Source organism: Candidatus Methanoplasma cognatum, from assembly GCA_009777615.1.
GTDB classification, from domain to species: domain Archaea; phylum Thermoplasmatota; class Thermoplasmata; order Methanomassiliicoccales; family Methanomethylophilaceae; genus Methanoplasma; species Methanoplasma cognatum.
On record WRLM01000005.1, the window covers coordinates 17,367 to 40,365 of the forward strand.

Here is a 22,999-nt window from a genome sequence, read left to right on the forward strand (position 1 = left end):
TAGCAGTAGCTATGAAATATACATATACTCAAAGCAACGATATAGATTTAACAAACGTCAACTCATTGGCCTTCTAAACACTCTGAAAGAAAAATGGTGGTCTCGCAATGAAGAAAATAGTTTGGTACAAGATAGTGGGTATAATGCTGTGTCTGACGGTCGTCCTGGCGGCGGCGGTCATTGTATTCCAGTATAACTCCCACACAGCCGAGGGCAGTGAATATTCAATCTCCTTCATCACCTGGGGTCCAGGCAACGACCCCGATAATCTGCACGACCTAAGGGAATTCGTACCGTCGTTCGATGAGCAGCACGTCCTCAGAGGCGGGACATGCGAAGACCCAGGCAGCCCCACCGATATTCCTCCCGGATATGACTTCAGCGGCTGGTACGCGACAGGGGAAGCGGAACCCTTTGATTTTACGAAAAAGGTATACGGTGATCTGAAATTATATGCAGGGTTCGACAGACAGTGGGGTACGCCCGTCCAGGCTGGCGACCTCGCCGCGCTCAAGGCGGCCATCACCGCAGCGGCCGACGGCGACCCCGTATCCATAGAATTGACCGCCGACATTACATTCACGGCAGCGGCGAATACGATCACCGTGCCGGCAAATAAGATCATCAAGTTCACAAGCGCGGATGTTCCAGGCGCGCCGTTCACCATCGATGCGGCCGGGCTCGGCCGCGTGGCCAGCGTCACGGCAGGCGGCACGCTCTACCTCAGGGACATAATCATCACCGGCGGGAATGTTACCGGCTCTCAATACGGCGGCGGCGTAAATAATGCGGGCACGCTCATATTGAACCCGGGCGCGACAGTCTCCGACAACAAAGCAAACTCGTACGGCGGAGGCATCTACAACACCGGCATATTCATAATGAACGCCGGGGCCACGGTCTCAGGGAACACGTCGAACATGTACGGCGGCGGCATCTCCATCAGTGGCGCGGCCGCCGAGTTCACTATGAACGGCGGAACGATCTCCGAGAACAAGGGATTATACGGCGGCGGAGGCGGCGTGTACAACAGCCTCGGCCTGTTTACGATGAACGGCGGAGAGATATCCGGCAACAGTACCGGTAACGGCTACTCCGGCGGCGGCGTGTATAACCGGGGAACCTTCAACATGCAGGAGGACAGCGGCGGTGTCCCCTCCGTGATCACCGGCAACAAGGCCGCCGAGGGCGGCGGCGTGTACAATTACGCTACCGGCACAGTGTTCAACCTTTTCGGAGGGTCGATCTCGGACAACGAGGCCAGCTACATAGGCGGCGGCGTGAACAATGACGGGCAGGCAGTCATCAACATGTCCGGAGGGACGATCTCCGGCAACGAAGCCATAATGGGCCCAACCTTACCCCCATATAACTCGGGCTTCGGCGGCGGTATATGCAACTGGTGGGGCACCGTTACGATGAGCGGCGGTGAGATCGTAGGGAACCAGGCCCGTTTCGGCGGAGGCGTGTTCAACTACCTCAACAACATCTTTGACATGTCCGGTGACGCTATCATATCGAAAAACAAGGGGCTGCTGTACCAGTATAGCAGCGGAGGCGGCGTGTACAACTACGGGTTCTTCACCATGTATGACAATGCGGCCATCATCGGCAACTCTGCGACATGGGGAGGGGGCGTCTTCAACGAGGCCAGGAGATTCACCATGGAGGGGGGCTCCGTTGAGGGCAATTCCACCGTCTCCGGCGGCGGAGGCGGCATATATCTCAATTACTCCTTCGACCCCACTGCCAACATTGTGATCAACGGCGGCTCCATAACGAACAACAGCACACCCTCGAGCGGAGGCGGCATATGGGTGTCCCGCGCCTATCTCAACAAGGTCACCGTAGCGGCCGGAGTGGTGTTCTCGGGCAACAGCGCCGGTACCGCCTATTCCAGGGATCCGTCGGATGACGCAACCTACTATGCCCAGATAGGCAACAACGGCGAGGGGGTCATTTGGACCGACCCGTTCGATCAGGGCTACAACAATTTTGATATAAGTTATCCAGGCGGCACCCAGCTCACGCTTGTTACCTTCATGCAGAATCATTCTGCCTCAGACGACACCATCTTCAAAATCATAACGGTGGCGAGGAACACCGTCATCGGTGCGCAGATGCCCGCGGATCCGGCCTGGGCCGGCTATGAGTTCGCGGGCTGGAATGCTTCAAGGGACGGCACCGGAACTGTTTATACAGATTCTAGCCCGGTGATCACCACAGATACAGTAGTTTATGCCCAGTGGACGCCGCTGCCCCCCACGCCGCCGCCGATACCGCCGACGCCCGCGACGTACTTTGTGATCTATAACGGCAACGGCAACACCTATGGCACGGCCCCGGTCGATGGCGGGAGGTACCTGAGCGGCGACTCCGTCACCATCCTCGGGCAGAGCAACATGGTCAAAACGGACCATGTATTCCTCGGCTGGTCGGTCGACCCCGCCGCCACCGCCGCCACACACATACCCGGCGGCAGTTTCCGTATATACACCAACACGACCCTCTATGCTGTATGGCAGATGGCATATATCGTCACTTTCGTCGATTGGGACAACACGGTGCTCAAGACGGACAAGGTGCCGTACGGCGCCGCCGCAGTTGCGCCCCCCGACCCGTCGCGCGAAGGCTATGTTTTCGCCGGCTGGGACAAGCCGTTCGATTATATTACCTCCGATCTGGTCGTCAAAGCCCTGTATGAAGAAACTATCGGTTCGCCCCACGTATCCGGAAAGGGAGAGTGGGCCTTATTGAATTTGATATTGGCTTTGATAGGCATTGTCATCGCTATCGTTGCCGTTGTCGATGGGATGCGGAAAGAAAAGGAAAGGGAAGGCAGACGTGACGAGACCGCGAAATCTGCGGGACGCAGTTTCGCTTGGATGTTGGTCGCGGCAATAGCCGCTGTTGCGGGCATATTGTTCTTCATAATCACAGAGGACATGAGCCTGCCAATGACCTTTGTTGACAAGTGGACCGTCATCAACGCCATTATCTTTGTCATAGTGGTCATCGCCGCGGCCTTGGCCATCATGCCAAAGGAAGGCTTTCACAAGGTCTTCAAACAAAATCTCTCTATAACCGGTGACAGCAGAGCAAAAAGCGGGTCGCCGTACACCTTTACGGTAAAGGGAGGATACGCCGGAGGAATAGCCTACCGTATCGGAGAGGGAGGATCGTGGAAGTATGTATTCCCTGACGACAGGGGCATATACACCATACCGGGGGAATATGTATCGGACAAGATCTACCTGGAAAATCATCCGTGATAAAACTATCTTAATAAAACGGGGCACAGCCCCCTTCTCTCTTTTAATCACATCTTTTCGGCACGATCAGCACTGACCATGATGCCAACAGATCGTTCGGGGCCATGACCCAGCGTTTGTTTCATTCCGATCTTCTGCTTGCGAATGCACCTTTTCTTTTACCCTGTCTCCGGGGAAGATGCGCATTCCCCCACCGTCATAAATATTAACCTATGGACGTATGCTCCATCATATGCCTGATTTCATGCCGGAGAAGAAGGACAGGAAGATAGCTTTAGTCGTGGTGGACGTTCAGAGGAAGTTCACCGGAGGATCCATACCGGAAAGAGGGAATAAAAATGAGATCGAAACGATAAACACTGTCGCAGCCATGTTCCGTGATAACGGCAGACCGGTGATATTCGTTCATTATGACGGCCCGTGCGAATGTTCACCGTACAGCAAAGACGATGGCGACGAATACCTGCATGGCATAGTGTCCGATCCCGGAGACATCCTGATCCATAAGATCCACATGAATTCATTTATAGAGACAAAGCTGGCGGACGCCGTCAGAGAGTGCGGCTGCGACAGCGTGCTTCTTGCCGGAATGGTCACTCAGCTCTGCGTCATGGGAACATACTTCGGAGCGTTCGAGCATAACATCAGCCCCTATATGCTGGTAGGCGGGACGATAGCCACCGAGGACAAATACAACGAGGCCGCGTACACATTGTGCAAAACGTTCAATGCGGATGAGGTCGGGGAGAACCTGCGTACAACGAAGATACCGGTGGCGACGAAGATGCGCGGGACAGAGTTCCAGAGGCTGGATCCTTCCTGATGCGGACAACGGCCGCCGCTTTCATGGAAGACGAAGGTATATAATGCCGCTAAATGAATCCGTAATGGTGTTCAAAAGAAAGCAGCTGCCAGAACTTTATACCGAACATGAGATGGAGGCGGTGGAATCTCACATCGCCGCCAAGTTCGGCGATTTTAAAAATGTGTTCCATGAGATATTCTCGCCGGATATACATGTGGACATATGCATAGTGGACCCCGCGCCTCGGCGCAATTATTACACACTGGTCACCATGGGTATGGGCGCACACCGCATGAAGGTGCCCAGAGAACTGCGCGGCAAGGGTCTCGACAGGGCCGAGGTCCTGATAGCCCTCCCGCCCGACTGGGACATCCAGAATGAGGATGAGAATTGGTACTGGCCTATCCGATGCCTTAAGTCGATCGCCCGCCTTCCCGGCGATAACCGCACGTGGCTGGGTTACGGTCATACTGTGTCGAACGAGGAACCGTATGCGGATAACACCGAACTGTGCGGCGCATTGATCACCATGCCGTATCTTTTCGGGCAGGAAGCAGCGGTCTGCAGTCTGCCGAACGGCGATGAGATCAACTTCTATCAGGTGCTGCCATTGTATGAAGATGAGATGGATTTCAAGATCGAACACGGGGCGGAAGCACTGGAAGATCTCTTTCCCAAAGACTTTGACATGGTGTTAGACCCAGTCCGCAGGAATGTGGTGCGCGGCAAGGAAGAGAGAAGACGCGGGTCTTGAAGAATATAAGAAAAAATGGCGAAACGAAAGGCGGGACGCCTGCGAATGATAGGTTCACGGCGGGAAACGGAGACCAGCATGGGAAACCGGGGCGGGATACATGCGCTCCGGAGGAAGATGCGCTAGCCACCGACCCGGCCCGCACAAATGACCATATCGAACGGAAACGGAGCGATAGATCCTCTCACGGCCCTGCCGGTATCAGGCCGGTCAGCCGTCCAATCCTATTTTCTACCATCTCAAGCATCTCGCTCAGGAATACCGGGTCCTCTTCATGATTCTCGGCTATCATCTCTTTGGAAAATGATAACAGGTCCCTGATGATGAATAATATCGAGTACTGTTTGAATTCAAATGTGTTTTCATAATCCCCTTCTGTGTTTTCTGTCGGCATGTATGGTAGATTGAGGCCGTCAGTTAATAAAAGACGAATACTACAGTTAGCTACGTATATCACACGGTTATCCTCGGTTTCCATCCCATGCCTCTCATGCGTCCGTTCTCGTCAGGCAGGGTGTATCGGTCGCCGACCCTTTTCACCTGAAAGACGCAGCCGTGCAGCGGGCCGGTCATGTAATCCATCAGCTGGTACACGTAATCGACGCCGCTTTCCGGTTCTATCTCATGGTAACACCGCCCGATCATCTCCCAGGGCTGGGCGCCGTCTTCGACGGATATCATCATGGCCCCGATGTCCTCGTGCATCCAAAGCACCGTTCCCCTCTGCGATCTGACGTATCTGGGGCATGTGCAGGTCTCCTGTCTGCACTGCTCGCACCACTTTATCCCTATGAACTCATAGTAGTCGGGACCATCCCCGTCGTACTCCGGAACGCCGCCCGCACGATTCGCTTTGGTCATGTTTTTTTACCATCCTTCTTACCTGCCGTGCTGATACTTAAGCGGTTCTGAGAGGTGCCTGAAAGTACCGAAACTACATAGTTGTACCATGGGAATTAATTAATCATAGGAAGCATACGATATCCCATGTCAAAAGAAAAACAGTTGCTGTTTCCGTTCGCGGCGATCGTCGGTCAGGAGCAAATGAAGACCGCTCTGCTTCTGAACGTTGTCGATCCAGGCGTAGGGGGGATCCTCATCAAAGGGGAGAAAGGAACTGCGAAATCTACGACGGTAAGGTCCCTCGCCCAGGTCCTTCCGGAGGTCGAACACGTTAAAGGCTGCATATACCACTGCGATCCGAAACGGAGCAGAGGACTGTGTCAGAACTGCGCCGAGGCGGCCGCGTCCGGAGCAAATCTGGAATCCGAGAGATCGCCGATGCGCGTGGTCGAACTGCCTCTCAGCGCCACGGAGGACAGGATAGCCGGGACGCTGGACATAGAACATGTTTTGCAAACGGGGAAAAAGAAATTCGAACCCGGCGTGCTGGCGCAGGCCAACGGAAACCTGCTCTATGTGGACGAGGTGAATCTTTTGGAGGATCACATGGTCGATCTTCTGCTTGACGCGGCGGCCATGGGCGTTAACTATGTCGAAAGAGAAGGGATATCCTTCGAACACCCGTCGAAGTTCATTTTAGTCGGGTCCATGAACCCCGAAGAGGGGGAGATCAGGCCGCAGCTTCTCGACAGATTCGGCCTGTGCGTGGAGATACGCGGCGAGAAGGATCTGCCGGTAAGGACGGAGATAGTCGCGAGGAGACTCGCTTTCGACGCGGACCCAAAAGGGTTCACAGAAGCTTATGCGGAAGAGACCCGGCGGATAAAGGACAGCGTGCTGAACGCAAGGAAGATCCTGTTCGGCGCGGCGGCGGACAAAGAGATCATCGCTCTCGCATCCCATGTCGCCTTGTATTTCGAGATGGAAGGCCACAGAGCGGACATAACAATGGTAAGGGCGGCAAGGGCCAACGCCGCCTTGGACGGAAGGGAGAAGGCGGACAAAGAGGACATAGCGACCGTCGCGCCCATGGTCCTGACGCACCGTATAAAAAGAAAACCATTCGAGGATTCCAAGTTTGACATCGGAGAACTAAGGATATGTCTTCAGGAGTTTTGAGGCGCTGTCTTCCCTTTTCCGCAGTAAAAGGCATGGGGGACGTCAAGAAAGCGCTTGAGTGCGTCGCGGCGGACGATGATCTCCTGGGTATGCTGATAAAAGGCCCGACGGGTACGGCTAAAAGCGTGATCGTAAGGTCATTTGTGGACATACTTCCGGATAAGGAAATAGTGAACGTGCCCCAGAACGTGACCGACGAGCAGCTGTTCGGAGGACTTGACATAGAGGATGCCATAAAGTTCGGGAAGACGGCGATAAAGGACGGGATACTGCAGAGGGCCGACGGCAACATACTGTATATCGACAACATCAATCTGTTCGACGCAAGGACGATCAGTTCCATAATGGACTGTGTGGAATCACAGAAGGTGGTGGTCGAAAGAGAAGGCATATCCGCCGAATACAGTCTCAAAACCACGGTCATCGCAACGATGGATCCCGCCGAGCAGACGCTGCCGGACAGCATAGCCGACAGATTCGACATCTGCGTCCAGTCATTTTCCGCCGACAATGAGGATGACAGAAGCCTCATAATAATATCGAACCTGGAGTTCGACGCGGACCCGGAAGGGTTCGCCGAAAGGTACTCGAAGGACGATTCCGAAGTTCTGCTCCGGATATCCGGCGCAAAGGCCATTCTTAAAGAAACGGAGATAACGCGGTCCGATCTGGAAAAAATATCCGGAGTATGCTTGGATCTGGATGTCAAAGGGCACCGCGCTGATATCTCTGTGGCAAAGGTATCTAAGGTGCTCGCCGCCCTCGGCGGGCGGACCGCGGTCACCGATGCCGACATAAAAGATGCGGCCATCATGTGTCTCCTTCACAGAAGGAAGGCCGCGGTAAAGGAAAGGGGAATCATCAACACGCAGAAGAGCGACGCTCCCGATGAGGAGGACAACCCTCAGGAGGATGTGCGGGCGGCCGCCATGCCGGAACCTCCGGAAGGAACAGAGGACGAGGGGGACGAGGAGGAAGAGTACGTCAACGACGGAACCTCCGCGGTCAAAGAGAACCTGGGCACCGTGGCGGAGATAACGAACTCGGTCAAAGAAAGACTGGAGGACATGGATAACGTCGAAGCGGTGCGCCTGCACAGGATAGCCGGAAAGGTCGGAAGAAGGAAGAACATGACGACGAACAAACTGACCGGCCGGTACCGCAGGTTCAAGATACCTGACGGGAGGTCGACAGATCCCGCCTTCGACGCGACCGTGCGCGCCGCCGCGCCGTATCAGAGGTCTCGCAGAAGTAAGGGGCTGAGCATAAACATAGAGCCGCAGGATATAAGAGATAAGATCCGGATCAAAAAGGATTCCTGTTCTTTTCTCTTTGCGGTTGACGTAAGCGGCTCCCTGGTGAAAAGCGGGATGATGCAGGACATAAAGAACGGCGTCAAAGCCATGCTCATGGACAGCTATGTCCAAAGGGATAAGGTCGCGCTCCTCACGTTCAGGACAGGGGAGGTAAGGATATCCGTCCCATTCACGCGCTCCGCCGAAGGGATATGCGATATCCTGGAGAATACGGCGACCGGCGACGGGACCCCCCTAGGCCCCGCGCTCATGCTCATCAGGGAATACATGATGAACTACGTCCGGAAGAACTCGGAAGAGAGATGCTATGTGATCCTTATAACCGACGGCGAAGCGACATATCCGGTCCAAAGGGGGAAGGATGCGACCATCGAGATCAAAAAGGTGGCCGCCGTAATGAAGATACCGCATACGGAATGGATAGTCATAGATTCCAGTCTGATCCCGGGAAAGATAAACCACGCGCTGAATCTCTCAAAGATGCTGGGCGGCAGATACATAAGACTGGACGATCTCCAGTACGTATGACCCGCTGAGAGAGGGGATGCATCGGCGGCATCATGGTCATCATTATAATGTTCGACAGATATCACAAAACATGGATGCGGAATCGATAACTGATTTCATTTCGGCCCACGCTCCCGAGATAATGCTCATGGTAGGGGGGCTGATCGCGTTGCTGATTGTCTTCAGCTATGTCAAAGACAAACACTCAAAGAAGTACAAGGTGTTCATGGGGCTGGGGTTAATATTCGGTGTAATAATGATCGCCATGGTCATCTCGTCGTATGCCGAATGGAATCTTTTCGCCGCCGTTCTGATAGCGGTTGCAGGGTTCACTCTAGTTATAAGGCCGTTCCGTGAGGTCCATTTCGCGGTCATCGGAGCACTGCTGGTGATGGTGCTCGTTTATGTTCTGCTAGGAAGCCTGATGGGCACAGGGCTGGAGTTCCTGGCCGAAGGCTGGCCTAGGGTAATAGTCGCTTTCGTAGCGGGCGCCATTGTGTATATGATACTGCATTTCGCGGAAGCGATCGTCAAACTGTTCGGAAAGCTGTTCAACTGGTGGCCCCTTCTGCTGGTGCTGGCGCTCGTTTGCATAATCGAATCTATACTCATGTTCACCGGTTACGGGTCGCTGTACGACTTCGTGACAGGCGGCAACTGACATCGTGACCGCATGTAAAGCTTTAAATGATAGTAGTAGATGGAGGTTGGCGGGGCCCGTGGCTTAGCCAGGATATAGCGCTGGCCTTCTAAGCCAGACGCCTCGGGTTCGAAAGTTCCTGACGAGGGGACCGAAAGTCCCGACGGGCCCGCCAAAGGATGCATCGTTGCGGCGATGGACATCCGCGAAGAGGAAATAGCATGAAAAGAAGCTCACGCGCCTGGAAGAAACGCGGCAACCAGCGTTGGAAATGGCGCAAGAAGAAGATGAGAAGAAGAAAGAGAGCAGCAAAGTTACGCAAGAAGTGATCCTGACAGTGACATCAAGGGAGTATAGGCTAACCTGGCAGACTGGCGGGCTCCAGTTATCGAGAATGATTAGGAGAGCTTGCTGACAGTTGATGAGTAACTGGAGCGATGACTCATAATTTCGCGGAGGGTAGCTCCCTCCGTGGTGGAAACCCGCTGACGGGGGTTCAAATCCCTCTGCTCCCACCTTGCGTAACTAGCTGGCCTCTTAAACCTCTTCCAATAAAACTCTTCTCTTCTCGTTTTTAAAAATTATGCGGCGCCCCGATTGATCTCCGGCCTGGGGGCCGGAGAGGTATGATTTTATCTTCAGCACAGAATCGCTATACTATCGCGTCCCACATCGTTACAGATCACGCTTTTGAAAATGTCTCTGCCCCATCAAGGCATATCCTCACGCCCGACATGGGTATGGTCGTCCCAGCCGCTCTTCGGGCAAGGCTGGCAGGCGTATGATCCCATCGCTTAGAACGTATTCTCTATAAGCGGTGGTTCTCTTATTGCTTCCCTTTGCGCATTGGCTTATCCATTATATGTGGCAAGGATCGATCCGAGATACCGTTATCTCTAGTGTAAAGGGCCGCATTTGCGCCGTACCTCTTGGACGCTGTCCGTCTTCATAATCAGTTCAGAGGAAACCTGCAAGATAGAGCGTAAGCAGGATCAGTGAAACCGCGACTACGATCACTATTGCTGCTATGTACTTGGTTTTGATTTTATCACCTTAGACGGAAAATGGGCTTGCATATATAGGTAGATTTCGTTCTCTTAGTCCTCTGAACCACGTTCCCGCGTGGTATATGTCATTGCAGCCGGCGGGGTGTTTTGTACGTCCGTATGTGATAGGTACGGTTTCGGCTCAGCAAAACCGATTCTGCAAAAGGTGAAAGGCCCCATTGAAGGTCGCCGCACACTGGAGAACGCGGAGGTATCCGATGGAAACAGTGGCGTCGTTCATACGAGGGGTACCGATGCTCCGGACTGCGGGCGTTGCGGTCCACGCTCCTTGTGGCTGTATTTGTATTCCGATAGTGGCCACATAAGGGGTTCCTGTATGTTTTCATGATCATGGCCACTAGATTGGTTCTATGGCGTATTTTTGTTTCATACTGTGTTAATATTAGTCAACATCGATGAAAGTTTTTGCGTTACGGATCCATTTGACGTAAAAGGCCATAGACAACGGCCTTCAATGGAGTATAGCGTATACAAATTATATTAAATACGCATAAAAAAGGGATAAAATATACAAAAATTATATACGGTGTTACGTAATCTGTTGCAATTAATATCGTTCCGGAGAAACTCCGTAATCGGCAGAATGAGTCGGGAATGATGATACAGGGGGGGTGCAGTATTAGATTACATCTTAGTATAGGCGGACGTGTTTCCGCACCAACGGCAATAATAGCAGTGTTAATAATGGTCGCAGTGCCTTTCACTGCAGTATAGTTCAATACAGAATACACCGGCGGATCGCCTTTGAGGACGGTCTCATATAACGCCAATAATGGATTCGGACCCGTTCCGGATACCACAACATTTGAGATAGGAATGGATTCTTCAGAGGTGCTTTTCGATCCTCTGCCCAGCAGAGCAGGTTATGTGTTTGTAGGTTGGAGTTCGTCTCCCACTGAGTTTGATGATCACAGAACTGTCGAATACGGCTTCACAACGCCTTACGAGGACAGATTCTTCATAGGGAGCACCGATGTCGTTTTCTATGCTCAATGGCAGGAGATACCGTCTGCATCGAAGTTTCTGCTGACCAACGCAGCCACGGATCAAGACAGAAACAGAGAGATAACGTGGGACCCGGACGAAAATGGCGGTTCAGGCGCATACAAATACCGCGTAGCCACAAATGATGCTAACACCACATGGAGTACGTGGCTGATCCTGGAGAGCAACATAATTCAATTTTCCAGCAGCGGCGGGTTCAGATGGGGGAGCATTGTATTCACTTTAACAAATAACACTCCTTACCCGAATGATTATCGCCTGTATGTCGTTTTAGATGCTATTTCTATAAACGATAGTAGAACGGCCGCAGGAAATAACAAAGTGAATATAAACCCAGGGGCCAAAGTGATTTTTCAGTTGGTCGGCGATAGCACCATAATACACAACTCTATTTCTTCAGCGGCCATAAGGGCCGTCGAGGACGGATCTGGCTATTCTGACGTCATAATAACGGGACAGGGTGAAGGAAGCCTAAAGATAAGCCGAACAAACGCGGCCATATCGACGGGTGCTTTGATCGGAGGCAACGGCGGCGTAAGCGCGGGGCAGTCCGGAGAGAAAGGCGGGCACATACGAATAGAATCAGGATCGCTGGAACTGTACCACAACTCTGGCGGCGCTACATTGCGCGGGGCCTCCATCGGCGGCGGAGGACGGACCGACGGGGGCTATGCGAGCGGCGGGGACGGAGGCGTCTTCGAAATGCACGGTGGCAAGATCGAATCTTATCAGAATTCTACTCTTGCCGTTTATTCACCAGCAATAGGGGGAGGGGGAGCATCCGACACATCGATAAGGGCCGGGCACGGAGGCATCATAACAATAACCGGCGGGTCGATCGATATATCTCAGGACTGCTCGGACGGCACATACGGGTTGCGCGGCGCCGCTATTGGCGGGGCTTCCAACCGTAATTCAAAATCAGGAGACAGCGGGACCATAGATATATCCGGCGGTACGATTATAATAAAGCAGACATCGGGAGCGGTGTCCGGAACGGGAATAGGGGCGGCATCCGGTCAATATTATTATGCATCGCCAGGTCATGCGATCGGAGTCAATGAGACAGGCGGCCAAAACTATGTATCGATAAGCGGAGGGTACATTGAAATACATCAGACCAAAACAGGCACATCCATTTATGGCACCCTTAGGGGTGCCGGTATCGGCGGCGGTGCAGGCACCGAGCCCGGCGTGCCGGGAGGCGGAGCGGATGTAAGGATATCCGGCGGATACGTGCTTGTGGACAGGAAATGTACCGGAACTATCACAAGAGGGCAAGGTGCAGCCATAGGAGGCGGTGCCGAGGAAACACAACCATCAGTCGTGAATATAACGGGCGGAAATGTAAACGTGCGGGTCTCAATTACGGCAGGCACAGCTGCCGCCTACGCCGGTGCGGCGTTAGGGAGCAATCTGGCCCCCCATTCAGGCTCTTACGTTCAAATCGATGGAGGAGTTATAAACATCTCCAGAACGCGCGGAACCGCGGAGATGAATGTTCCGATAGGCTCGAACGGGGATTTCGGGAAATCTCCAATCATTAACGGCGGATCTATAAGGGCATCCGGCAACATGGACCTGACAAGCGGAGGGTATGTGGTGGAAGACTCCCAAGGTAAGACCCTTATGATGTATGTCATCGATCTGGAACCAACGGACAATCCCCAGTCGTTGTTCGTCCGCAAAGCCGGATTCCTGTATTCAGAATATAACGACACGGAAAGATATGCGGACTTCCATGTTCAGGGAAGACATATGAATCTGGATGTGGCAGGGATGTACTACGACTACCTTAACCTGTACCTTCCCATTGTGGATGAAACCACGCCTCATGAAATATCTCTCGAATACGACCCGAGCGGATTGGTGAAAACATTCACTGCTTACAAGCACTCCGTCTCAGGCGACGCCGTTGTTGCGGAAACAAACGTCGGTACGACAATGTACCGCGTCGTGTACAGGCTGGGTAACAAGCTGAGATATGAGGACGACATCGTGCACATAGCCGACAATGTGGAGTTCACGCAATCGATCAGAGCGAAAACAGCCCATTTGAACGAAGCCGTCGCCCCGTGGTCCTTATCGTATGTGGAAAGACACAATATAGACCACAACGACGACACGGCGGGGAAATCAGTGACTAGCCTGGGCGGAGAATATGATTATTTCGCGTCCGAGGCCCCGCTTGTCCTGGCTGCCGGAACCGTTCTCGTCAAAACTTCGTATGGTAACATAGAGTTCAAAACAGGCCAGCACATATCCGGGAGGTTAGTGATAACGGCTTCGGACGCCGACAGGATAGACGTTGTTTATCATGATGATTATACGTACATAGAGGACACAACCGTAACCGGCCCCAGATCTCTGACGCGTGTTGTTGGAGAAGGATATAACCCCATCATCATCGGATACAATGTCTCCGATGACCCGTGGGAACGGGACGGTACGGAACTGATCGCGATGACCCTGCCGGAACCTATTGACGTCCTATGGACATCCGCACTTTACAAGTTCGTAGAGTGGAGGCTTGGCAGCTCAGCCGGTTCCGCATACGATCCGGGCGACATTTACACAATACCTGCTGGGTCTTCAACGATCGACTTCTATTCTGTTTGGGGCATAAGGGGTTATGATGTGACCGTGACCATCATCGGCGATGAGTACGGTGTGGTCGACTATACCATAGAAGGCGTGACCAATACACTGACGGAGTCTGGAACGATATTCGTTCCGGACGGAGAAAGCATAACTCTCGAACACAGAGTGACAGCGTTGGACGGAGCGTTCGTTTCGTGGACAGGGGACATATACTCGACCGAACCCAGCATCATCCTTTCGAGCGGCGATAATTCCGATCTTTATCAGACGGTGATGTTCGCGTCCACTGTAGACACCTGGGAACTTACGCTCAACCCCGGCGCGGGCGCAACTGCGGATGTGACGTATGGTTCGATGACCTTTACATATCCGTCGTCAGGCAATATGAACATACCGAACGGCGAAGCGTATGTTGAACTGAAAGATCCGCTTCCCGTTGGTAAGGCGTTCCTATATTGGTGGGGTACTGAGAATTATGTTACCCAGGCCTTCACGGCGAACATAGACGGGACGAACATAGACCGCAGCTATACAGCGGCCTATGACGATGAGGCCAATGTTGTTACCCTGACGATAGAAGCGCCGGTGAAGGGAACTATCGGGCTTAAAGTCAACAGTCTTACGATATCCGACATACCGTTCGGCGAACCCTTTAACGTCAGCAAGGACCACACGGCCGAGCTGAGCGCCGCACCGATGCCGGACTACGCATTCCTACACTGGGTCACTGACACATTGGGCAACTGCGGCAACAATCCATGGTCGTTCAGGGTCAGCGCCGATACGGAGGTAGACTCCATGTTCGTCCTTGCGACCGATGTCCGCGTGCTTACGCTGACCGCCGCCGCCGGAGGAAGCGCATCGTATGCTTACACTTCTCCGTCTTCATTGACCATCACGGGGAGCGTCACGACGAGCAGCATAAACGTCAATATTCCGATGAACACGTATGTGTCCCTTACGCATGCCGCATCCGGCGGCTATGCGTTCACGTACTGGTCGGGGAGCAAACCGGGTGTGGACAGCCCTCTGATATTTGAGATGGATGCTCCGTACTCCGTAACGGCCAACTTCACAAACAACGGCAGGGCCCTGACGATCGGAACGGACGGAGGACCCGGAACCGTTTCGATAACTATCGCCGCAACATCCACGACATTTGTTCTGGTGGAATCCACGGATGATACTCCGGCGGTCAAGACCATAACACTGCCTCTGAATGCTACCGGTTCGCTCACCGCATCGACGAGTCTGCCGTCACACTTCTCTGCCTGGTACAGCGGCTCTACTCCCGCCCTGTCTGGTCCGGATCCCACAGTCTACTTCAGCCTGACAGGGAACCAGTCGGCCACAGCATTGTTTACGAAAGGCATAAGTGACCGGACTCTGACGCTGTCGGTGACAGGCACCGGCACAATAACTCTGGAATTCGACTCGTATGTCATACATGATATAACCAGAGGCGGTGTGCGGGCGATATACCTCAGCGATGGTACGGATGTGATACTCGAAGCAGTGGAAACGGACGACGCCTCTCCATTTGAATTCTGGAGACGTACCGCTGGGGTCAGTTTTGATAACCCCTTTGATGTGAAAATGGATCAGGACCACGCTCTCGATGCAGTATTCACAACGTCTGGCGCCCTGCAGGTCAACATCGGAGTTCCGTTCAGCGATGGAACAGTGGGGGTATACATCGATGGGGACCCATACCCTACTACAACGGTCACGACGGGGACATGGACCAGGAACCTGCCAGTGGGCGCAGTAGTGACATTGGTGCCCGGCAGTGACTTCTCTTTCTGGGCAGGCACCTACGGAGGAGTGGCCAACCCGCTGACCTTTACTCTCAGCATCAACTCCGTTTCTGTCGACGCATACTTTGCGCCGGGCGGCAGTGATCTTGTGATAGATATAGAAGGAACAGGAAATGTGGTCGTCAAATCATTGAGCACATCATTGGGCGTGGTGATACCGGCTTCAGGGTTCACAGTAACTCCGGCCGGCGCCCCGTTGACTATCCTGCTGGCATCCGGTACCTCTGTGGAATTGGAAGCGGCCCCCGCCCCTCCCGCAGGAGGCATCTTCTCCTACTGGAGCGGCTCATACCCAGGTATCGAACCGGAACTGACATTTGCTATGGGAGGCAGCGACGAGGCGGTCACGGCGAATTTCGTCGTGGGAGTGCCCGTCTACCTGACACTTGATACGGCAGGAGGACCCGGAACAGTGGGCGTATCCGTTGACGGTGACCAGATATATTCGGGGACCAGCGTAACGGTACCCTTCACATCCGGTACGGAAGTGGAGATATCCGCGACGGCGGCGGGCGGTAATTTCTCATATTGGACGGTCAACACCGCCGCATCGCCTCTTGGCTTCCGGATATTCGACACACCGCAGGAGATCATAATGGGAGGCACCTATTCCCTTACGGCAAACTTCACCGCGGCAGGAGACGAGAAGTCCCTCGACCTTGATGTGGGAGGGGCTGGAACAGGTTCTATAAATGTGATCGTGGCGGCGGGCGGAGGCTCGCAGAGCATCTCTTCCGCAAAAACACTCTACTTCAGCACCGGAGCGGACGTGGCCCTGGCGGCGGAGACCGTCAGCGACATGTTCTCATACTGGAGCGTTGTCGGGGCTCTCCCTGCGGCATTTGACATCCTTAAGGGAACGACCCAGACAGTCCGTATGAACGGCAACTACGATCTGACGGCCGTTTTCGCCGGCCCGGGGTACAGCACCCTTACGCTGTCCGTGATCGAAACGGGCACCATAACCGTGACGATCGACGGCGTAAGCTCGACGGTCACATCGTACACCGGATACTTTGATAACACGGCGACGGTCGGCCTGACGGCTGTGGAGGGGGCATACACCAAATTCTCCTACTGGAGCGCAGGTGCGGGGTCGCTGCCTGCGGGCTTCGACCCCATAGAACCCACTCTGCAGTCTGTGGGCATGGGCAGTTCTTATAACATAGTCGCGAACTTTACCGAGACCTCCTACCGTCTCCTGAAGATCGACATATATCCGGCGGGTGCGGGAGAGGTGGATATAGGCATCGGAGGCAGTACCGTCACGACTGTGACGTCGCTGCAGGAGATGTACATAACCACAGACACGGTCGTGGTCCTGACCGCCGACGCATACGGTTCGGACAATATGTTCTCATTCTGGAGCGGCACCAGAGAAGGCATATCGGATACGCTGAACGTGACGATGAGCATCGCGCATGACATAACCGCAGTGTTCGCAGCCACAACAGGAGGCGTTACGCCATGGGATCTGGATGTGGAAGCGGACGGGCCAGGAAAGGTGCATGCTTTGATAGACGGCTATCCGATAGTGATCTCCGACTTCTATGGTCTGGGAGGCATACCTGTCACCGACGGAGTCCTGGTAGAGCTGGAGGCCCGCCCGGACACACTGGACGACACCTTCTATCTCTGGGTGAACGGCCCCGATGACGGAACCAGCACAAACCCGTCGACCTTCTACATCGATGATGATCATTACATAATCGCTATGTTCACGAGTGCCGACGTTCTTGATCTGACGATAAACATCGTCGGCAACGGCACGGTCGATTACTCGATCAATGGCGGCACTACGTACATAGCATATCCGGGATACACTGTTCAAATACCGTCCGGGACCACAGTTCACCTGCAGGCCAATCCGGGAGGCAGTAGCGCATTCTCATTCTGGAGCGGTGACTACGAGGGCGTGAGTGATGGAGCCAGCGATGACGTATTCTTCACAATGAATCACTCTCACACCATAACCGCACTGTTCACCACCGGCACACCTTACACCCTGGCTTTGAGTATAGCGGGCGGCGAAGGATCAATAGGCGTCTCGGTCGAGATATCATCCGTGATGTATGGTTTCACATATACCAGTGCGATGATGCCGGGCGTTGTGAACATCGATTCCGGCGTCGGTGTCACTCTAAAGGCGGTACCAGGTCCTAACAACCAGTTTTCCTACTGGTCGGGAACAGCCGTGCCCCCTACGTTCAGGATAGGGTTAGTCGAGAACGCTTTCCCCATGAATGACGACTACAATCTCACTGCGAACTTCACCGGAATCGATCACAGATCGCTCACACTGGATATCTCAGGAGCCGGGACGATAGATCTGAAGATAGGGGCATATACGCACACGATCGTCGAGGCCGATCCAGCGTATGTGGGATACTTCAACAGCACTGATACTGTATCGCTTACAGCGGCACCAGTGAACCCGCTCATCACTTACTTCTCCTATTGGAACGTCACCGGCAGCACCCCGGGCGGATTCGATATACTGGAGGATACGGAACAGGTGTTCACCACAAATGTCAACTACGTTCTCACAGCGGTATTCACCTCTGTGCCGTGGTACACTCTGGATATTTCCGCAGCGGGCAACGGTGAGGTCACTGTGGTGCTCGGCAGCGGAACATCCACTATAGCATCGGGCGGAAGCAGGACGCTGTACCTCAATGAGGACACGGAGGTCGGTCTGCTGGCAACAGAGACAGTTCCTGATAAGTTCTCGTACTGGCTCATACCTGTGGCAGGTAACATACCCGCCTCCTTTGACATATCCAGAGGTACGTTGCAGACGATCAAGATGGAGGGCCACTATGATCTGACGGCGGTGTTCACAAACGGAACATACTACGAACTGACCCTGAAGGCAGTAGGTCCTGCCGGAACATACATCGCTGGAACATACATCGAAGTGACGCCGGTCGGCGGAGGAGGATCATTCGAAGTAAGGTCCGTGTCTTACAAAGGGTATTTCTCATACGGAGATCAGGTCGAACTGGCGGCGTCTAACGACGCCGCAACACCGAACCGCTTCTCTTACTGGAGCGGTACCAGCATGCCTGCGATCAGCACTATGAATGCCGGACAGACCGTTACGGTAGAAGATAGCTACGATATGACTGCGAATTTCACTTCGAACAACCCCCGTATGCTCATAGTAGGGATAGACGGAGACGGAAGCGTCGAGGTCAGGTTCGACGGCAGCGTGATAGGCATACTATACTCAAACACAGTAACGTACGCATCCAACGGCGTTCAGGTCACCCTCACCGCAGCTCCGATAACGGGCGTATTCTCGTTCTGGAGCAGTAATGCGGGTGACAGTGTGTCGAACGTCCTTGCGTTTGCTATGAGCAGAGACCGCAATGCGACAGCAGTGTTCACCGACGGAGATCATGATCTCTCGCTTGCCGTGAACGGCGCCGCTTACGGATCGATATCCACAACAATTGAGACTCTTACAGACATATACACCATATCTATATTCGGAACAATAGCAACACCTGTTTCCATACCTTTGAGCGATGGAACTCAGGTATCTTTGGGAGCGGTCCCGTCAACTTCGCCTTTCACCCGCCACTTCTCATTCTGGACCGGTACGGTGCCAGGCACTTTGAATCCTTTGGATATCACGATGGACGGCGACTACGGACAGACGGCGTACTTCACCGACGGGGCGAACGACGTGCAGCTGGTGGTGATCTTCGATGACAATCTGGGTAATGTAGAGCTCACGGTCCCCAGCCTGTCCGCATCACCGGTTCCGCTGGTATCAGGCGAGACGGTCTGGCTGAGCAAGGATCTGACCATATCGTTGATGGGCATTGCCGCGCAGATCACTCCTGTGAACCACTTCTCTTACTGGAGCAGCTTCATCGCTTCGATAGACAATCCGTGGGAATTCACGCTGAACAATCTCAGCTATACCGTTTACGCATACTTCACCGACGGAACGGATGATCAAGAGCTTATACTTGATACAGCAGGGGCTGGCAAGATATCGCTGGTGATAGAAACGGCCATGGGCCCCGTGGGTCCGATCGATGTGGTCAGCGGGGGAACATGGTTCAACGGCGGAACGGAGATAAAACTTACACCTGTTGCAACAGGTGCGGGTAATCGGTTCTCGTACTGGTCGGGTTCGGCAATGCCGGATGACTTCGACACAAGTTCCGGGGCACAGCAGACCGTAGAGATGGAAGACAGTTACAGTCTCACGGCCAACTTCACCGATGGCTCCAATGACCGCAACCTGGCCCTTAACGTGAACGGCGACGGCATGATCTCAGTAACGATAAGCAGCCACACCTTCACCACTGATCACCTGGATATCTGGCTCAGCGACGGGGACACAGTGACCATAGAGGCGGTACCGGACACATCCGGCACGCCGGCCTGGAAGTTCTCAAACTGGGAGATGTCCGCTACCAGCGACACTCCCTCGCCGTTCTTCTCCACGACGGAAGCGAATACTTTCGAAATGGACGGGGATTACGATCTCACAGCGATATTCTTCAAAGACGGCACAGGCTTCATGCTTGACCTTGGTGTTGATGGGAATGGAAAGATCGGGCTGACCGTCGGAGGATTCGCCGAAACGGTGACCGTACATTTCAGTCACGAGTTCGCATCCAACACGGAAGTGATAATCGAAGCCATACCCGACACAGTAAGCACGCCGGCCTGGAAGTTCTCCAACTGGGAGATGTCCGCTACCAGCGACACTCCCTCGCCATTCTATGCTCTGTCGGAGGACAACATCTTCGAAATGGACGGAGATTACAATCTCACAGCGATATTCTTCGAAGACGGCACAGGCTTCATGCTTGACCTTGATGTTGATGGGAATGGAAAGATCGGGCTGACCGTCGGAGGATTCGCCGAAACGGTGACCGTACCTTTCAGTCACGAGTTCGCATCCAACACGGAAGTGACCATCGAAGCCATACCTGGCACAGTAAGCACACCGGCATGGAAATTCTCCAACTGGGAGGTGTCTGCTATGAGCGACACTCCCTCGCCGTTCTATGCTCTGTCTGATACCAACACCTTCGAGATGGATGGGGATTACGATCTCACCGCGGTATTCTTCGAAGACGGCACAGGCTTCATGCTTGAACTTGATGTTGATGGGAACGGAAAGATCGAGCTGACCGTCGGAGGATTCACCGAAACGGTCACCACGCCATTCCATTACGAGTTCGCACCAGACACGGAAGTGACCATAGAGGCCGTGCCGGACACATCCGGCACGCCTGTATGGAAATTCTCCAACTGGGAGGTGTCTGCAACAAGCGGTACTCCATCGCCTTTCTCTGTTCTGTCGGAGGATAACACCTTCGAGATGGATGGCGACTATGATCTGACGGCGATATTCTTCGCGGACGGCACAGGCTTCACTTTGGAACTCGGTGTAACTGGCAACGGAACCATAGGGCTGACCGTCGGAGGATTCACCGAAACGGTGACCACACCCTTCAGCCATGAGTTCGCACCAGACACGGAAGTGACCATCGAAGCCATACCAAACACGCTGAGCACGCCAGCCTGGAAGTTCTCCAACTGGTCGATGTCCGCGACCAGCGGTGTTCCGTCTCCGTTCTCTTCTCTGTCTGATACCAACACCTTTGAGATAGACGGGGATTACGATCTCACCGCGGCATTCTTCGAAGATGGTACAGGCTTTATGCTCGACCTTGATGTTGATGGCAACGGAACCATAGGGCTGACCGTCGGAGGATTCACCGAAACGGTCACCACGCCATTCCATTACGAGTTCGCATCCAACATGGAAGTGACTATAGAGGCTGTGCCGGACACATCCGGCACGCCTGTGTGGAAATTCTCTAACTGGGTGATGTCCGCAACAAGCGGTACTCCATCGCCTTTCTCTGTTCTGTCGGAGGACAACACCTTTAGGATGGGCGGGAACTATGACCTCACCGCGGTATTCTTCGCGGACGGCACCGGCTTCACCCTTGGCCTGGACGTTGACGGGAATGGAAAGATCGAGCTGACCATCGGAGGATTCACCGAAACGGCGACCACGCCTTTCAGCCACGAATTCGCACCCGGCACGGAAGTGACCATTGAAGCCATACCAGATACACTGAGCACGCCCCCCTGGGAGTTTTCTAACTGGGATATATCTGCGAATAGCGGCACTCCCGCGCCCTTCTCTGCTATGTATGATACCAATACCTTCGATATGGACGGGGACTTTGATCTCACCGCGGTGTTCACCCCTCTGCCTATCGGGCTCCTGTATTATTCCATCACCGCTACTGCCGACGGAGGATCTACGATCTTCCCTAGCGGAAAGGTAGCTGTTCTTAGAGGAGATAATCAGACCTTCAAATTCTCACCGGCTGAGGGATTTGTGATATCTGCGCTGATAGTAGATGGGATAACTCTTTCTCAGGAATACATAGACCGCGGTTTCTACACTTTCCGTGCCGTGAACATGAATCACAGCATAGAAGTGAAGAGCGTCAGAGATCCGAGGGCCGGCATAACTCTGACAATCGATGTGATGGGAGGGAAGGGACATGCCGAATACAGCGTGAACAATGAACCGCCCATAAGATATACAGCAGCCGTTAATCTTTCAATGTACGACGACCTCACGCTCAGAGCATATGCGGATGACGGATATGAGTTCAAGGAGTGGAAGGACGGAAACAGTGTGTACACAGACTCTGTGATCTCGTTCAGTGTCACAGGGAACATGCAGCTGGAACTCTACTTCAAGGAGGACAAGGGTCTGTTCGACAGCTTAATGTGGTGGTTCATTGGGGTCATTCTGCTGCTGGTCATATTGGGCATCCTGATATGGATCTTCCTCTTCTACAGAAGGACATACGAGGTCATCAGGGTCGACTATTCAGCGTCCATCGCTGGCAAGGAAAGAGCACGCAGGAGGAGAGCGTACACATTCTCAGTGGAGGGAGGACCCGCTGAAACGGTATCCTACCGTGTCGGAGAAGAGGGGCAGTGGAAGACGTTATCTCCAAATCAAAATGGAGAATATGTCATACCCGCAGGAGACGTGACAGACAAGCTGACGATAGAGCGCCGCTGAGATTTAAACCCTTTAACAACATTTTCCAACAAAGGGGGCCTCACCCCCGACATTTTTCTCACCAGATGCAGGCGCCGCAGGCTCTGAGTAATGTCGTGCAATAAGC

General features: G+C 53.7%; 10 protein-coding genes and 2 tRNA genes. 10 read left to right on the forward strand and 2 right to left on the reverse strand.

Annotation, left to right across the window (positions count from 1 at the left end; genetic code table 11):
- Window positions 1-107: 107 nt before the first annotated feature.
- From FWG96_06275 to FWG96_06285, 3 genes are all read left to right on the forward strand, one after another.
- On the forward strand, window positions 108-3,272 hold the full coding sequence (locus tag FWG96_06275) for an InlB B-repeat-containing protein (protein ID MCL2032855.1): 3,165 nt from the start codon (window positions 108-110) through the stop codon (window positions 3,270-3,272).
- 232 nt (window positions 3,273-3,504) lie between these two features.
- Complete coding sequence (locus tag FWG96_06280; GenBank protein ID MCL2032856.1) at window positions 3,505-4,095, forward strand: isochorismatase family protein; 591 nt, start codon at window positions 3,505-3,507, stop codon at window positions 4,093-4,095.
- 64 nt (window positions 4,096-4,159) lie between these two features.
- Window positions 4,160-4,831 carry a suppressor of fused domain protein gene (locus tag FWG96_06285; GenBank protein MCL2032857.1) on the forward strand — a complete coding sequence of 224 codons (672 nt, stop codon included), beginning with the start codon at window positions 4,160-4,162 and terminating at the stop codon, window positions 4,829-4,831.
- Between the two features lie 184 nt (window positions 4,832-5,015).
- On the opposite strand, the gene FWG96_06290 is transcribed toward FWG96_06285, so the two are convergent.
- Together FWG96_06290 and FWG96_06295 are read right to left on the reverse strand one after the other, a co-directional pair.
- The gene (locus FWG96_06290; protein ID MCL2032858.1) at window positions 5,016-5,225 is read right to left on the reverse strand and encodes a hypothetical protein; all 210 of its coding nucleotides are present in this window, start codon (window positions 5,223-5,225) and stop codon (window positions 5,016-5,018) included.
- A gap of 59 nt (window positions 5,226-5,284) precedes the next feature.
- Window positions 5,285-5,692, reverse strand: coding sequence for a hypothetical protein (locus tag FWG96_06295; protein ID MCL2032859.1), 408 nt, complete (start codon window positions 5,690-5,692; stop codon window positions 5,285-5,287).
- Window positions 5,693-5,818: 126 nt separating this feature from the next.
- Here FWG96_06295 and FWG96_06300 point away from each other — a divergent pair, with 126 nt between their 5' ends.
- From FWG96_06300 to FWG96_06330, 7 genes are all read left to right on the forward strand, one after another.
- Window positions 5,819-6,853, forward strand: a complete 1,035-nt coding sequence (locus FWG96_06300; GenBank protein MCL2032860.1) for an ATP-binding protein — start codon at window positions 5,819-5,821, stop codon at window positions 6,851-6,853.
- 32 nt (window positions 6,854-6,885) lie between these two features.
- Entirely contained in the window at window positions 6,886-8,697 is a 1,812-nt protein-coding gene (locus tag FWG96_06305) for a VWA domain-containing protein (GenBank protein MCL2032861.1), read from the forward strand.
- A 70-nt stretch (window positions 8,698-8,767) separates the two neighbouring features.
- Window positions 8,768-9,337 carry a hypothetical protein gene (locus tag FWG96_06310; GenBank protein ID MCL2032862.1) on the forward strand — a complete coding sequence of 190 codons (570 nt, stop codon included), beginning with the start codon at window positions 8,768-8,770 and terminating at the stop codon, window positions 9,335-9,337.
- A gap of 52 nt (window positions 9,338-9,389) precedes the next feature.
- Window positions 9,390-9,491, forward strand: a tRNA-Arg gene (locus FWG96_06315).
- A 46-nt stretch (window positions 9,492-9,537) separates the two neighbouring features.
- Complete coding sequence (locus FWG96_06320) at window positions 9,538-9,645, forward strand: 50S ribosomal protein L41e (protein MCL2032863.1); 108 nt, start codon at window positions 9,538-9,540, stop codon at window positions 9,643-9,645.
- 18 nt (window positions 9,646-9,663) lie between these two features.
- Window positions 9,664-9,831: transfer RNA gene (locus FWG96_06325), tRNA-Trp, on the forward strand.
- Between the two features lie 1,296 nt (window positions 9,832-11,127).
- A complete protein-coding gene (locus FWG96_06330) occupies window positions 11,128-22,893 on the forward strand; it encodes an InlB B-repeat-containing protein (GenBank protein MCL2032864.1) in 11,766 nt (3,921 codons plus the stop codon).
- Window positions 22,894-22,999: the final 106 nt, after the last annotated feature.

Bases quoted from the DNA above. Each gene is read 5' to 3' on its own strand.
- FWG96_06275 (MCL2032855.1), top strand. From the start codon at position 108: ATGAAGAAAATAGTTTGGTACAAGATAGTGGGTATAATGCTGTGTCTG.
- FWG96_06280 (MCL2032856.1), top strand. From the start codon at position 3,505: ATGCCTGATTTCATGCCGGAGAAGAAGGACAGGAAGATAGCTTTAGTC.
- FWG96_06285 (MCL2032857.1), top strand. From the start codon at position 4,160: ATGGTGTTCAAAAGAAAGCAGCTGCCAGAACTTTATACCGAACATGAG.
- FWG96_06290 (MCL2032858.1), bottom strand. From the start codon at position 5,225: ATGCCGACAGAAAACACAGAAGGGGATTATGAAAACACATTTGAATTC.
- FWG96_06295 (MCL2032859.1), bottom strand. From the start codon at position 5,692: ATGACCAAAGCGAATCGTGCGGGCGGCGTTCCGGAGTACGACGGGGAT.
- FWG96_06300 (MCL2032860.1), top strand. From the start codon at position 5,819: ATGTCAAAAGAAAAACAGTTGCTGTTTCCGTTCGCGGCGATCGTCGGT.
- FWG96_06305 (MCL2032861.1), top strand. From the start codon at position 6,886: ATGGGGGACGTCAAGAAAGCGCTTGAGTGCGTCGCGGCGGACGATGAT.
- FWG96_06310 (MCL2032862.1), top strand. From the start codon at position 8,768: ATGGATGCGGAATCGATAACTGATTTCATTTCGGCCCACGCTCCCGAG.
- FWG96_06320 (MCL2032863.1), top strand. From the start codon at position 9,538: ATGAAAAGAAGCTCACGCGCCTGGAAGAAACGCGGCAACCAGCGTTGG.